This is a genomic window from Luteimonas panaciterrae (genome assembly GCF_020511115.1).
In the GTDB taxonomy this organism is placed as follows: domain Bacteria; phylum Pseudomonadota; class Gammaproteobacteria; order Xanthomonadales; family Xanthomonadaceae; genus Luteimonas; species Luteimonas panaciterrae.
The window spans coordinates 50,813-63,459 of sequence record NZ_JAJAVH010000008.1 but is presented as its reverse complement, the minus strand read 5'-3'; the positions used below and the strand labels follow the sequence as shown (position 1 = coordinate 63,459).

10 protein-coding genes are annotated in these 12,647 nt (G+C 64.2%); 5 read left to right on the top strand and 5 right to left on the bottom strand.

Annotated elements, in window-relative coordinates:
- Positions 1–9 precede the first annotated feature (9 nt).
- Positions 10–588, top strand: a complete 579-nt coding sequence (locus LG367_RS11210; RefSeq protein ID WP_226469340.1) for a hypothetical protein — start codon at positions 10–12, stop codon at positions 586–588.
- Between the two features lie 98 nt (positions 589–686).
- Here LG367_RS11210 and LG367_RS11205 read toward each other — a convergent pair whose 3' ends face one another.
- Positions 687–2,501, bottom strand: a complete 1,815-nt coding sequence (locus LG367_RS11205) for a hypothetical protein (RefSeq protein WP_226469339.1) — start codon at positions 2,499–2,501, stop codon at positions 687–689.
- 280 nt (positions 2,502–2,781) lie between these two features.
- Between LG367_RS11205 and LG367_RS11200 the strand changes: the two genes are divergently transcribed.
- A complete protein-coding gene (locus tag LG367_RS11200) occupies positions 2,782–3,765 on the top strand; it encodes a TolB family protein (protein WP_226469338.1) in 984 nt (327 codons plus the stop codon).
- A 71-nt stretch (positions 3,766–3,836) separates the two neighbouring features.
- On the opposite strand, the gene LG367_RS11195 is transcribed toward LG367_RS11200, so the two are convergent.
- The gene (locus tag LG367_RS11195; RefSeq protein WP_226469337.1) at positions 3,837–4,772 is read right to left on the bottom strand and encodes a LysR family transcriptional regulator; all 936 of its coding nucleotides are present in this window, start codon (positions 4,770–4,772) and stop codon (positions 3,837–3,839) included.
- A 128-nt stretch (positions 4,773–4,900) separates the two neighbouring features.
- Here LG367_RS11195 and LG367_RS11190 point away from each other — a divergent pair, with 128 nt between their 5' ends.
- Complete coding sequence (locus LG367_RS11190) at positions 4,901–5,662, top strand: type 1 glutamine amidotransferase domain-containing protein (protein WP_226469336.1); 762 nt, start codon at positions 4,901–4,903, stop codon at positions 5,660–5,662.
- A gap of 101 nt (positions 5,663–5,763) precedes the next feature.
- Here the strand turns inward: LG367_RS11190 and LG367_RS11185 are convergent, their stop codons facing one another.
- The 3 genes from LG367_RS11185 to LG367_RS11175 all read right to left on the bottom strand — a co-directional run bounded on the left by LG367_RS11185 (position 5,764) and on the right by LG367_RS11175 (position 10,712).
- Positions 5,764–7,890, bottom strand: a complete 2,127-nt coding sequence (locus LG367_RS11185) for a M13 family metallopeptidase (RefSeq protein WP_226469335.1) — start codon at positions 7,888–7,890, stop codon at positions 5,764–5,766.
- A gap of 135 nt (positions 7,891–8,025) precedes the next feature.
- Positions 8,026–10,221 carry an AAA family ATPase gene (locus tag LG367_RS11180; RefSeq protein WP_226469334.1) on the bottom strand — a complete coding sequence of 732 codons (2,196 nt, stop codon included), beginning with the start codon at positions 10,219–10,221 and terminating at the stop codon, positions 8,026–8,028.
- A gap of 116 nt (positions 10,222–10,337) precedes the next feature.
- Positions 10,338–10,712: a YciI family protein gene (locus tag LG367_RS11175; protein WP_226469333.1), complete on the bottom strand. Its 375-nt coding sequence runs from the start codon at positions 10,710–10,712 to the stop codon at positions 10,338–10,340.
- Positions 10,713–10,947: 235 nt separating this feature from the next.
- On the opposite strand from LG367_RS11175, the gene LG367_RS11170 reads away from it, so the two are divergent.
- Positions 10,948–11,886: an ABC transporter ATP-binding protein gene (locus tag LG367_RS11170; protein WP_226469332.1), complete on the top strand. Its 939-nt coding sequence runs from the start codon at positions 10,948–10,950 to the stop codon at positions 11,884–11,886.
- The gene (locus LG367_RS11165) at positions 11,883–12,644 is read left to right on the top strand and encodes an ABC transporter permease (protein WP_226469331.1); all 762 of its coding nucleotides are present in this window, start codon (positions 11,883–11,885) and stop codon (positions 12,642–12,644) included. The genes LG367_RS11170 and LG367_RS11165 overlap by 4 nt, the downstream gene beginning before the upstream one ends.
- The last annotated feature ends 3 nt before the right edge of the window (positions 12,645–12,647 follow it).

Below are 12,647 nucleotides of genomic sequence, written 5' to 3'. Positions count from 1 at the left end.
AGTACGGTCATGCGTATCTTGGTGGCAGGCATCATCGGCGGGATCATCGTTTTCATCTGGGGCGCCGTCGCGCACATGGCGTTGCCGATCGGGGAAGCGGGTTTCAGGTATCCCGCTCAGCAGGACGCTGTGCTCAGCGCATTGCAGCAGTCGGCGACGTCAGAAGGCGTCTACATGTACCCGAGCATGGAATTCGAAAAGTACGGCGATGAGGCGGCGATGAAGACTTTCGCCGAACAGAGCAAAGGAAAGCCCTATGCCCTGGTGATCTACCGGCCCGACGGCAATCCGTCGATCGAGAGCATGGGGCCGAACCTGATCAAGCAATTCGTTTCGGTGCTGCTCGCTGCGCTGGTCGCGGCGTGGCTGTTGGCATCCACGCCCTGGAGCTTCGGTCGCCGCGTCGTGGCGACGGCGGCACTGGGGTTGTTCGGCTGGCTGATCGTCAACGTGCCGTACTGGAACTGGTATCTGTTCCCGCTCGATTTCACGCTCGGCGCGCTGGCCGAGCAGGTGATCGGCTGGTTGCTGGGAGGCTTGGGCATCGCCTGGTGGCTGGGGCGCAAGAGCAAGCCCGTGCTGCAATAGGCGTGCTCGCCAAGTACGGGCCTTGTCCGTTGCACGCGTGATTGCGTGCGTGTGTGGCGCAGATGTCGCCACACGCACGCATGTGCATGCGGCTGACATCACGCTCCAGGCAGCAATGCCTTGCCAACACCGGGCCGTCGCAATGGGCGGTCCAGTGATTTCAGTGGTTGCGTTCGGCGCGGGATCAGGCGTGGCGGATTGCGCTCGATGCATCGGCACAGCGAATCATGCGCATCGGCGAATTCCACCAAGAATTCACCGCTAGCTCCACCGACTTCCAGTTTCCAGCCACGCAGATATTCGCTGGCCGGACCGGTCGCGTGCCAGTCGATCGCGCGCAGCGTGGCGTTGGCGGGTTTCAGCACGGTGATGATCAGGTCGCCGGCGCGCGCGCTGTTACCGCTGATCACCGGCTGCAGTGGCGTATTGACCTGGAATACCGTCTGCACCCCGCTACCGACCTGATAGGTGTCATGCACGCTGAGCTTGCGCTGCGCGAAGTGCAGGTCGCGACGCCAACTCTGGATGGCGGGATGTCCGTCGTAGGCCGGCGTGAGGTTCGCGCTCACGTCCAGCACCCCATTCGCGCCGGGCGTGACCGTCATGCTCGACAGCGTCGGGTAGCGCTGCGGAATGTCGCTGCCGTTGCTGGTGAAACGCAGTACGTTCTGCACCGCGGTGCCTTGCTGGATTCCGCTGTGCGTGAAGATGTTCTCGGTGACCGCGAGGAAGTCGCGCGCGAACAGCGTGAACGCGCCTTGGTCCTGCGCCGCGTGGCCCTGTTCGTAGGGGCCGGCGGTGAAACCCAGCCACATCGCCCCGGTACTCCAGCTGCTGCGTGCGAACAGGCGTCCGGTGCCGGCAGCATGATAGTAGAGCGCGCTCGGCGGCGCGGCTGCACCGCTGCTGGGCAGCAGGTCGTGGCGGAAATTGAAGCCGCTGTCCATCTGCGCGACCGAGATGTGGTTGAGCCACCAGTTCGCATGCGAACGCGCCTCGACGCTGCCGGTCATCGCCCGCGCCTGCAGGATGACGTTGCGATGGTAGTCGTACAAATCCGGATAGGACACGCGGGACTGATCGCCGAGTGGTGCGATGCGATCGAGCGTGGGCACGGTGGCATGGATCCACCAATCGATCGAGTCGGTCAGGTGCGTACTCTGCGCGCCAAGATCGGTGCCGGTGTAATCGCGCCAGATGCGGTAAAGCTCGAACAGGCGCTGATGCGACAAGCCGTAACCGGTGCCCTCGCTACTGCCGCCACCCGGTAGCGCCGCGAAATAACTCACCAGCGGCGGCAGCTTCTCCTGTTCGAGGAACTGGCGCCAGTCGGTGCTGCCGCTGGCCATCGCCCAATACATGGTCGCTTCGATGAAGCTGTAGTAATAGTTGTTGCCGGGATCATTCACCGACCATCCCGACCAGGGGAAGGGACGGCCACCCCAGTTCGCCTGCTGGTGATGCCAGACGTTCCACACCGCCTGTTCGGCATAGGCCGCCCAGCGCGCGCGTTGCTGCGTGGTTGTGAAAGCGTCGCACCAATCGTAAGTGAGCGAGACGTCACGAATCATCTCGCCGACGTGCAGATACGAATCGCCCGAGACCTCGGGCCTTTGTCCGTTCGCGATCACCGCTTCCGCGTCGGCGACCTGTTTCTCCGCCATCCGCACGGCGAGTTGGCAATAGGCGGCATTCCCGTTCAACCGATAGGCGTAGCCGGCGTCGGTCGCGGAAAAGTTGTAGCCGGGATTGCCGGCCACGGCGCGGTCCACCCAGGCCTTGAAACGTGCATACGCCGGGGTTGTGGTGTCGACATAGGAAAGGTCGGGCGGAATCGCCGCACGGCAGAGGCCCGCCGTCGTGACTAACAATGCGCACAGCCAGAGGGCTGTGATCCTCACATGCGAGAACATGGTCGAGCTCCTTTTGCATCGGATGGTCGATCCAGTATGCAGAGCCGCGCAGCGATGGGAGCCTCGGAAAAAAACAGGAAAAAAACAGGAAGAAAAAGTGACGTGATATTGAGTAGAAGATCACTTTAATGTCGGTAGTAAATCTCAAGACGCTGGATTGCTGACGTTATTCTGAGTCGCACATCGTCGCGGCAAAAGGAGGCCGTCGAGTCGCAGGAAATCGAGGACGCGTTCGACGTCCGATGCGGCGATGTCCACTCAATCTCGAAGGATCATGACTATGCGAAAGCAAGCAGTGTCACTGCTGGCGATGGCGTGCCTGTGCCCCGTACTGGCAGGTGCGCAAACCCAAACGGCGGCCGCCTGTCGCGCCGACAACGCGAAGCAGATCGTCGTCACAGGCAACGGACTGGGACGCAGTTTCCAGAACCCGTGCTTCTCGCCGAACGGGCAAGTACTGGCGTTCACCAATTTCACCCAGCGCTACAACACCGGCAAGTCGGTGGTGCGGACCGTGCCGTCCGGTGGCGGCGCCGTGCTGCGGGCACTCAGCCCCACCACCGCGCAGAGCGTGAACCTGCCGGGGCAATGCTGGTCGGCGGCCACCGACGAGGTGGTCTATTCCAGCGATGTGGTCGATCGTGACGAGGTCTATTTGGTCTCCGCTACGGGCGGCTCACCGAGACGGATCACGAACCGGCCGGGATCGCTGGCGTGGGAACCTTCGGTCTCGCCGGTATTGAATGATGGCAGCCGATGGATCGTGTTCGAATCGCACAGTGAAGCCAATCCCGACGCCGGCGGCGAACTGTGGAAGGTGCGCAGCGACGGCACGGGATTGGCTCGCTTGACGCAGGGCCACAACGATCGCCAGCCGGAGTGGTCGCCCAGAGGCGACAAGATCGTGTTCCAGCGCGAAGTCGGTCAGGAAGCCTGGGACGTGTTCACGCTGGATGTCGCCGATGGCAACACGTTCAACGTGACCAGCGACGGTGCGCTGTTCAACACCGACGCCTCCTGGTCGCCGAGCGGTGATTACATCGTGTATTCGTCGGGCGACGACGACATCGAGATCGCCAATCTCTTCGTGATCCCGGCCAATGGCGGTTCACGCATTCGCGTGACTCGCAGTTGCGGTCTCGACGGTGCGCCTGGCTGGTCGCCGGACGGCAGCAGGATCGCTTTCGAATCAGCGCCGTTCGATCCGGATGCGCAGGGCAGCACGACTCTGTGGGTGATCGACGCGCCGGCCGGCATTCGTTGACGATGATTGTCGCCGTGGCCATCGGCCGCTTCGATCAAGTCCCGCTTCGATCAAGTCCCGCTTCGATCAAGTCATCGAACGGTCGAGGCCGCGATGGCAGCACCAGCATCATCCGCGGTCAGCATTTCGATCAGCGCACGCGCCGCCGCCGAGAGGCGGCGGTGCGGTGCGTAGAGCAGCGAAAAAGGCCGTGAGCGTCCGCGCGTTTCCCGCAGCACTTCGACGAGACGACCTTGCCGAATGCGATCCTCGGCGATGAAATCATAGGTCTGGCACACGCCCGCGCCTTGTTCGGCGAGCGAGACGACGCCCAGCACATCGTCGGAAACGCGCAAGGATGAAGCAGGCATCCAGTCGATGTCGCGCCCCTGTTCGTCGCGCAGGATCCACGGCGCGATGCGTCCGGTGCTCGGCATCACGAAGGGCAGGCAGGCGTGCCGCGACAAGTCGGCGATCGTGCGCGGCGTTCCCGCATCGCGCAGATAGGATGGCGCCGCCACCAGGCACATCGGCGCATCCTCGAGCTTGCGCGCGACGAGTCCGCTGTCGGGCAATGCGCCGAGGCGGATCGCCAGGTCGTAACCCTCCGCCGCCAGATCGACGTTGCGATTGCTGATGCTCAAGTCGATCTGCACGCGCGGATGCAGGCGCGCGAAGCGCGCGAGCATCGCCGGCAGTCGGTAATGGCCGTAGGTGGTCGGCACGCTGATGCGGAGACTGCCGGTGAGTTCCTCGCCCTGGCCTTGCAGGGCGCGTTCGGCGTCGTCGATCAGCGCGAAGGCGGCGCGCGACTGATCCAGATAGAGCCGTCCGGCATCGGTGAGGCTCAGGCTGCGCGTCGTGCGTCGGAGCAGCTGCACGCCCAGCCGTGCCTCCAGCCGGGCGATCGCGCGGCTGACCACCGAGGCCGTGGTGCCGAGCGCAACGGCGGCCGCGGTCAGGGAACCGTGGTCCACGGTGGTGGCAAACACTTCCACATCGTTGAGATGGTCGAATCGGCGCGGCATTATTGCTTTCAAAGCATGAATCAATTGTTCTGACGATAGTTTATGCCTTTTAGCGCGAGGAATAAGGTGTGGGCCACGGGATGCCAGCCGGCATCCGAATCCCCGCCTTATTAATTGGAGACCAAGCCATGACCTCTCTTCTCGCCGCCGCCATGTTCGGACTGGCGGCTTCCGCCTCCGGCACCCAGACTCCCGACCCGGCCGTGAAACCCGTGCTGATGGTGCTGACCAGCCACGGCACCAAAGGCGACACCGGCCAGCCCACCGGTTTTTATCTCGGCGAAGTCACACATCCGCTGGCCGTGTTCGACGCGGCGGGCATTCCGGTCGAGTTCGCCTCGATCCAGGGTGGCGAGCCGCCGGTCGACGGCGTCGAACTCGATGACGCGACCAATGCCCGTTACTGGAACGACACGCGCTTCCGCGACGCGATCCGCCACACCGCGCGCCTCGCGGACGTCGATGCGAAGAAATATGCGGCGATCTTCTTCGCTGGCGGTCACGGCGCGGTCTGGGATTTCCCGGATAGTCCGGCGGTGCAGCGGGTCACGCGCGAGATCTACGAATCCGGTCGTATCGTGGCCGCCGTGTGTCACGGCCCCGCCGCGCTGGTCAACGTCACGCTGAGCGACGGCAGCTATCTGGTCGCAGGCAAGCGCGTGAGTGCGTTCACGGATGACGAGGAGCGGGCGGTCAAGCTCGACGGCGTCGTGCCGTTCCTGCTGGCGAGCACGCTCGCGCAGCGCGGCGCCTTGCATCAGCCCGCGCCGAACTGGACCGCGAAAGTGGTGGTGGATGGCCGGTTGATTACCGGCCAGAACCCGCAATCGGCCACGGGCGTTGCCGAGGCCGTGCGCGATCAGCTGCGTTCGAACGCTTCCACAGACTAAGTGCCGAAAGCGCATTGACGATGACGGCGCCGTGCGGGAAGCGGAATCGAGATTCCCGCTTCCCGCCGCCGCCGATCATCGCAATCACCACACTTTTGGAATCACCACACCTTGACGCGCTTGTCCGGCGCCAGATACAGCTTCTGGCCTTCCTTCACGTCGAATGCCGGATACCAGGCGTCGAGATTGCGCACGGTGAGCGCGCGGAAGGGCGCCGGTGCATGGACGTCGGTCAGGAGACGGCTGCGCAGCGCGGCATCGCGCGCCTTGAAGCGCCAGGCCTGCGCGAAGCCGAGGAAGAAACGCTGATCGGCGGTGAACCCGTCCAGCGGCTTGTCTTCCTTGCCTTGCTGCGATGCCTTGTAGGCGTCATAGGCCACCGCGACACCGGCGACGTCGGCGATGTTCTCGCCAAGCGTGAGCTTGCCGTTGACGGACACATCGGGGAACGGCTTGTAGGTGCTGTACTGCGCGGCGAGCGCATCGCCGGCGGCTGCAAAGCGCTTCAGGTCGGCGGGCGTCCACCAGTCGTGCAGCTTGCCGGTTTCGTCGAACTGCGCGCCGGTGTTGTCGAAGCTGTGGCTGATCTCGTGGCCGATCACCGAGCCGATCGCGCCGTAGTTCACGGCATCGTCCGCGGCCGGATCGAAGAACGGCGGCTGCAGGATCGCGGCCGGGAACACCAGGCGGTTCTCCAGCGGCACGTTCAGTGCGTTGACCGTCTGCGGCACCATGTAGAACTCGTCATGCGTCACCGGCTTGCCGAGATTGGCGAGGTTGCGGCGGTACTCGAACAGGCTGGCGCGCTCGGCATTGCCCAGGGCGTCGTCGCGCTTGACCTCCAGCGACGAGTAGTCGTGCCATTTTTCCGGATAGCCGAGCGCGACGCGCAGGCCGGCCAGCTTCTTCTTCGCGTGCGTCTTGGTTTCCGGCGTCATCCACTCCAGCGCATCGATGCGCTTGTCGAAGGCGGCGAGGATGTTCTTCACCATCTCGTCGGCGCGCGCCTTGGTTTCCTTGGTGAAATGCTTTTCCACGTAGAGCTTGCCGACGGCTTCGCCGAGCGCGCCGTTGGTCTCGTCGACCGCGCGCTTCCAGCGCACGCGCTGCTGCGGCGTGCCGAACAGCGTGGTGCCGTAGAAGGCGAAGCGTTCGTCTGCGAAGGCTTTGGGCAGATAGGTGGAGGCACGATCCAGCGTGCGGAAGGCGAGGTAATCCTTCCAGGTATCGAGCGGTTCGGAAGCGACCAGCTTGGCGATGCCGGCGATGGCTTCAGGCTGCCAGACGTTGAAATCCTGCTGCGCCTTCAAGCCCGAGGCATCGAAGAACGCATCCCAGTCGACGCCCGGCGCCTTGGCGGCGAAATCGGCCTGTTTCCAGGTGTTGGCGGCGCCGCGCTGCACATCGTTGGTCTGCTCCTGCGTGGCGTGCACGCGCGCGATGGCGACTTCCAGCGCGAGGATGCGCGCGGCCTTCGCCTCGGCATCCTTGTCGCCGGCCAGCGTCAGCACCTTGGCGATATGCGCCTGGTACTGCTTGCGCAATTCGGCCATGCGGCCGCCTTCGAGGTAATAGCTGCGATCGGGCATGCCCAGGCCGCCCTGGAGCACGTACGGCACATAACGGTCGGGCTGATGGATGTCCTGCGTGATCCACAGACCGAACAGGCGATCGGTGTAGTAGTCGGTCATGTTGAGAAGATCGACGTCGGCGCGCAGTTCGGCGCCGAATTCGCGCGATAGCGCGGCCTTGTCGGCGATCTTGGCGATGGCGTCGAGTTGCGGCTGCACCGGCGAGAGACCCTTGGCCTCGATTCCGGCCTCGTCCATGAAGGCGGCGTAGTAGTCGCCGATCTTCTTCGTCTCGCCCTCGGCCTTGGTGTCGCTGGAGGCGGCTTCCATGATGGCGCGCGTGTCGCCTTCGGCCTTCTCGGTGAGCAGGTTGAAGCTGCCGTAGGTGGAGCGGTCGGCGGGAATCTCGGTGCGCTTCACCCACGCGCCATTGGCGAATTCGAAGAAGTTGTCACCGGCGGCGACGGCGCGGTCCATGCCGGTGACATCGAAGCCGAAGCTGCCGAGCAACGGCTTGGCCGGCGCCGCGGCTTGCTCGGGTTTCGCCGCCGTGGCTTCCGGTTGCTGCGGTGCGGAACGATCGCAGCCGACGACGGCGGCGGACACCAGCGCGGCGACGGCGAGGGAGAGGGCTGAACGGCGGATCGGGGCGGTCATGGCGCATCTCATGCGGGAAAGAGAAGCGCGCAGGGTAGTGCGATCGTGCGGGCGGCGCAAAGTGCCTAAGTCATGAAACCGGCGGATTCAGTCTGTGTGCGGCCGCCCCCAGACGAACGGATGGCGTCGAAACGATCAAGCAGCGAAATCGTCGAGCGAAATCGCCACCGAATCGGGATCGCCGGCCTCGATCGCGCGATGCACCGCGCGCATCTCGGCGTGTTCGATCCAGTTGCGCAGGTCGCGACCGCTCATGCCCGCGGCATAACCGGCCAGATGCGCGATGCCGGCGTCGGCTTGGAAGGCGAGCGGCTTGTTGGCGAGCATCACCTGCAGCAGGCGTTTCGCGCCGTCGGCATCCGGCAACGGCACCTCGATACGCTTGGACAGACGTGACAGCACCGCCTCATCGACTTGGTCGAGGCGATTGGTCGCAGCGAGCACGAACACGTGCTGCGGCTGCGCCTTGGCGCCATCCATTTCCTGCAGCAGCTGGCCGACGATCTCGTTGGTGAAGCTATCGCCGCTGCCGCCGCGACTGCCGGCGATGATGTCGATCTCGTCGATGAACAGCAGCGACGGCGCGGATTCGCGCGCGCGTTCGAACAATTCGCGCACCTTCTGTCCGCTCTGGCCGACCCAGCCCTGCTTGATGTCGGCGGTGGAGGCGGCGATGAAGCGCAGCCCGGTCTCGTTGGCCAGCGTGCGCGCGATCTGCGTCTTGCCGGTGCCGGGCGGGCCGTACAGCAGCAGGCCACGCGGCACGCCGATGCCGCGCTTGAGGAAGGCATCGGCGTTCTTCAGCAATCCCGCCGTGGTCCTGAGGTCCTTCAACGTGTGCTCGGAGAGCACCAGCGTGTTCCAGGTGGCGCTGGCGTCGGTGGCGGTCGATCCCTGCTTGCGGAACGTGGCCGTGTGGGTGTCGAGGATCGCATTGGTGAGCGGTGCGCCGGCGTCGTGTTCGCGCGCGATACGCTTGGCGAGATTGCTGAGATCGCGTCCCGACATGCCTTGCGTTGATGTCGCGGCCTGATCCGGCAAGGACATGGAGCGGCCGAAGCGGGCGAACTCGCGCCGCAGGATGTCCAGGCGTTCGTGCTCCTCCGGCAATCCGATCTGCAATTGATCGTCGAAGCGCGACAGCACCGCCGGGTCGATCAGATCGCGGCGGTTGCTGGCACCGACCACCCACACGCTCGATTGTTTATCGAAGCCGTCCCATTGCGCGATGAAGGCGTTGACGATCTCCTCGCTGAACGCATCGGTGTTCGTGCCGCCGCGCCGGCCGAACACGCCTTCGCATTCGTCGACGAAGAGGATCGCGCGCGGCTCGGAAAGCGCGCGGTTCCAGATTTCCCGCACCTTCTCACCGCTTTGCCCGACGTAGCCGGCTTTCAGATCGGGCAGCGACAGCGAGAAGAACGCGCAATCGATGCTGTCCGCCAATGCCCTGGCGATGAGCGTCTTGCCGGTGCCCGGCGGGCCGTAGAGCAGTAGCCCGCGCGCCGCCGAGGCGCTGCCGTCGGCGAAGTGCTTCGCCATCGCCTTCAGTCGCGATTTCGTGGCTTCCGGCAGTGCGATCTGCGCCCAGATGGCTTCCGTCTGGCGTGGCTTCGCCGCTGGCACCGTTCGCAGCGCGCGGCTGCGTTCGATCTTCAAGGCGTGGTTGCGATAGATGTCGCAGGCCGTGCCGAATTCCTGCGCCAGTCGCTTGATCTCTTCGGGCAACGGCGGCAGTGCGTTGTCCTGATACAGATCGCGTTCCCACACCACGATCGGCAGCCAGCCTTCGGTGCGCAAGACAATGATGGCGAGGCCGCGATCCTTCGGATCGCTGATCGACGCGACGATGTCGCCGGGTTCGACGCCGCGCACGTATTTCCAGTGCAGCGTGCCGAAGCCGGTGCTGCCTTCATTGACGCGTGCCACGGTGTACGTATGCGGATATTCGCCGGCCTCGTGCGCCGCGACCATGCGCATCAGGCGGAAGCGATAGGCCGAGAGTGCGATACGCGGCTGAATGCGTGTCTCGAACAGGAACGCCACCACCATCACCGCGGCCATCAGCCAATAGCGAAGCACCGACCCGCTCTCGACCGCGACACCGATGACGATCAGCGCGGACGCCGCCGCCAGCGCCGTCCACCAGGACGGCAGCCAGGCGACACCTTGTCCATACCTCGCTGTCTTCAGCAGCCTGTGCAGGCGCCGGATTGCGAAATGCTTGCGTAGCGACAGATCGATGCGGCGCGAAAAGCGATCGAGTTCGGACTCGACCGCTTTCAGATCGGTTGTGGCGATTGCCTGGCGGGATGCGGCGCTGCTACTCATCGTCCTTGGTCCGTTCTTACGCTCTGAAGCGTCAGGAACTGTATCGCGGCCATGCTTGGCGCGACAATCGCGGCTTCAGAATCCCCGGCCCCTCATCGCGCTGGCGGCGCGGGGCTTTAAGCCCCGACAGCCCGCCGGACCGCCTCGAAATCGTCCACCGGCCGCACTTCGATGCTGCCGGTGCGCGACCAGGGGAAGCTGTGGGCGATGCGCATTGCCTCGTCCCAGCTCTCGGCCTCGATCAGGTTGAAGCCGCCCAGCACTTCCTTGGTCTCGGCGAACGGTCCGTCGATCACATTGTTGCGGCCGTTGCGAACGCGGATGGTCTTGGCGGTCGCCGGCGGTTGCAGTTTCTGCGATGCCAGCAGATGCCCGCTTTCGCGCAACTCGTCGGCGTGCGCGATGCAGCCACGCATCATCGAGTCGTATTCGCCCTCGGGGAGCGCTTCGAGCAGGGATTTGTCCTCGTAGATCAGGACCAGGAATTGCATGGGCGTCGTCCGGTCGTAGGAGGTGTGCAGGGTACTCGACTCGTGATGCGGAATCATGTCCCGGACGCGGGGCGGCCTCGCGCTCGATTGTTGCAGCGCAAGATCAGGCCGCATCCACGATTGGACCAGGGGCGGGAAGCTGTCTCCTCGGCCTTCCGTGCCGCGGTCGCGGAGATTGCGACGCCGCATCGGCTAGGATGTGCGGCGTCGTTTCACCGACGCAACGAGACTCTGCGTGCAACCGATCATTTCCATCCGCGGACTGCGCAAAACCTATTCCTCTGGCTTCCAGGCGCTGAAGGGTGTTGATCTTGACATCCGCAAAGGCGAAATCTTTGCCTTGCTCGGGCCGAACGGGGCCGGGAAGACCACCCTGATCAGCATCGTCTGCGGCATCGTCACCGCCAGCGAGGGCACGGTGACCGCAGCCGGGCACGACATCGCCCGCGACTATCGCGCCGCACGCTCGAAGATCGGGCTGGTGCCGCAGGAATTGTCGACGGATGCTTTCGAAAGCGTCTGGGCGACGGTGAAGTTCAGCCGCGGGCTGTTCGGCAAAGCACCGAACCCCGCGCATCTGGAAAAGGTGCTGCGCGAGCTGTCGCTGTGGGAGAAGAAGGACAGCAAGATCATGGCGCTGTCGGGCGGCATGAAGCGGCGCGTGCTGATCGCCAAGGCCTTGGCGCATGAGCCGGAAATCCTGTTCCTCGACGAACCCACCGCCGGCGTCGATGTCGAGTTGCGTCACGACATGTGGCAGATGGTGCGGCGCCTGCGCGAGAACGGCACCACCATCATCCTCACCACGCATTACATCGAGGAAGCCGAGGAGATGGCCGACCGCATCGGCGTGATCAATCACGGCGAGCTGGTCGTGGTGGAGGAGAAGCAGGCGCTGATGCGCAAGCTCGGCAAGAAGCAGCTCACACTGACCCTGCAAACACCGCTGCAAGGCATCCCCGAAGGATTGAACGGCCTGCCACTGGAGTTGTCCGGCGATGGCCAGACGCTGGTGTATACCTTCGACACGCAGACGGAGGAAACCGGCATCGCGGCGCTGCTCAAGCGCCTGGGCGAGCATGGCATCGACTTCAAGGACCTGCATTCGAGCGAGAGCTCGCTGGAGGAGATCTTCGTCAGCCTGGTGCATGCACCGAAAGGAGCGAAGGCATGAACCTGCATGCGATCCGCGCGATCTACCGCTTCGAGATGGCGCGTACCTTCCGCACCATCACCCAGAGCATCGCCTCGCCGGTGCTTTCGACCTCGCTGTACTTCGTCGTGTTCGGCGCAGCGATCGGCTCGCGCATGGGCGAGGTGGACGGCGTGAGCTACGGCGCCTTCATCATTCCTGGCCTGATCATGCTGTCGCTGCTCAACGAGAGCATCTCCAATGCATCGTTCGGTATCTACATGCCGAAGTGGGCGGGCACGATCTTCGAGTTGCTGTCCGCGCCGGTGTCGTGGCTGGAAGTGGTGATCGGCTACGTCGGCGCGGCGGCCACGAAGTCGATCATGCTCGGCGTGCTGATCCTGGTGACCGCACGCCTCTTCGTACCCTACGAGATCGCGCATCCGTTCTGGATGCTGTGCTTCCTGGTGCTGACCTCGCTCACCTTCAGCCTGTTCGGTTTCATCATCGGTTTGTGGGCGGACGATTTCCAGAAGCTGCAGGTGATCCCGCTGATGGTGGTCACGCCGCTGACCTTCCTGGGCGGCGCGTTCTATTCGATCAACATGCTGCCGCCGATCTGGCAGAAGATCGCCCTGTTCAATCCGGTGGTGTATCTGATCAGCGGCTTCCGCTGGAGCTTCTACGGCATCTCCGATGTCAACGTTGCAGTGAGCGCGGTGGCGATCATCGGTTTCCTGACGCTGTGCCTGATCGCGGTGTGGTGGATCTTCCGCACCGGTTGGAAGCTGAAGCAGTGATTC

Bases quoted from the DNA above. Each gene is read 5' to 3' on its own strand.
- LG367_RS11210 (WP_226469340.1), top strand. From the start codon at position 10: ATGCGTATCTTGGTGGCAGGCATCATCGGCGGGATCATCGTTTTCATC.
- LG367_RS11205 (WP_226469339.1), bottom strand. From the start codon at position 2,501: ATGTTCTCGCATGTGAGGATCACAGCCCTCTGGCTGTGCGCATTGTTA.
- LG367_RS11200 (WP_226469338.1), top strand. From the start codon at position 2,782: ATGCGAAAGCAAGCAGTGTCACTGCTGGCGATGGCGTGCCTGTGCCCC.
- LG367_RS11195 (WP_226469337.1), bottom strand. From the start codon at position 4,772: ATGCCGCGCCGATTCGACCATCTCAACGATGTGGAAGTGTTTGCCACC.
- LG367_RS11190 (WP_226469336.1), top strand. From the start codon at position 4,901: ATGACCTCTCTTCTCGCCGCCGCCATGTTCGGACTGGCGGCTTCCGCC.
- LG367_RS11185 (WP_226469335.1), bottom strand. From the start codon at position 7,890: ATGACCGCCCCGATCCGCCGTTCAGCCCTCTCCCTCGCCGTCGCCGCG.
- LG367_RS11180 (WP_226469334.1), bottom strand. From the start codon at position 10,221: ATGAGTAGCAGCGCCGCATCCCGCCAGGCAATCGCCACAACCGATCTG.
- LG367_RS11175 (WP_226469333.1), bottom strand. From the start codon at position 10,712: ATGCAATTCCTGGTCCTGATCTACGAGGACAAATCCCTGCTCGAAGCG.
- LG367_RS11165 (WP_226469331.1), top strand. From the start codon at position 11,883: ATGAACCTGCATGCGATCCGCGCGATCTACCGCTTCGAGATGGCGCGT.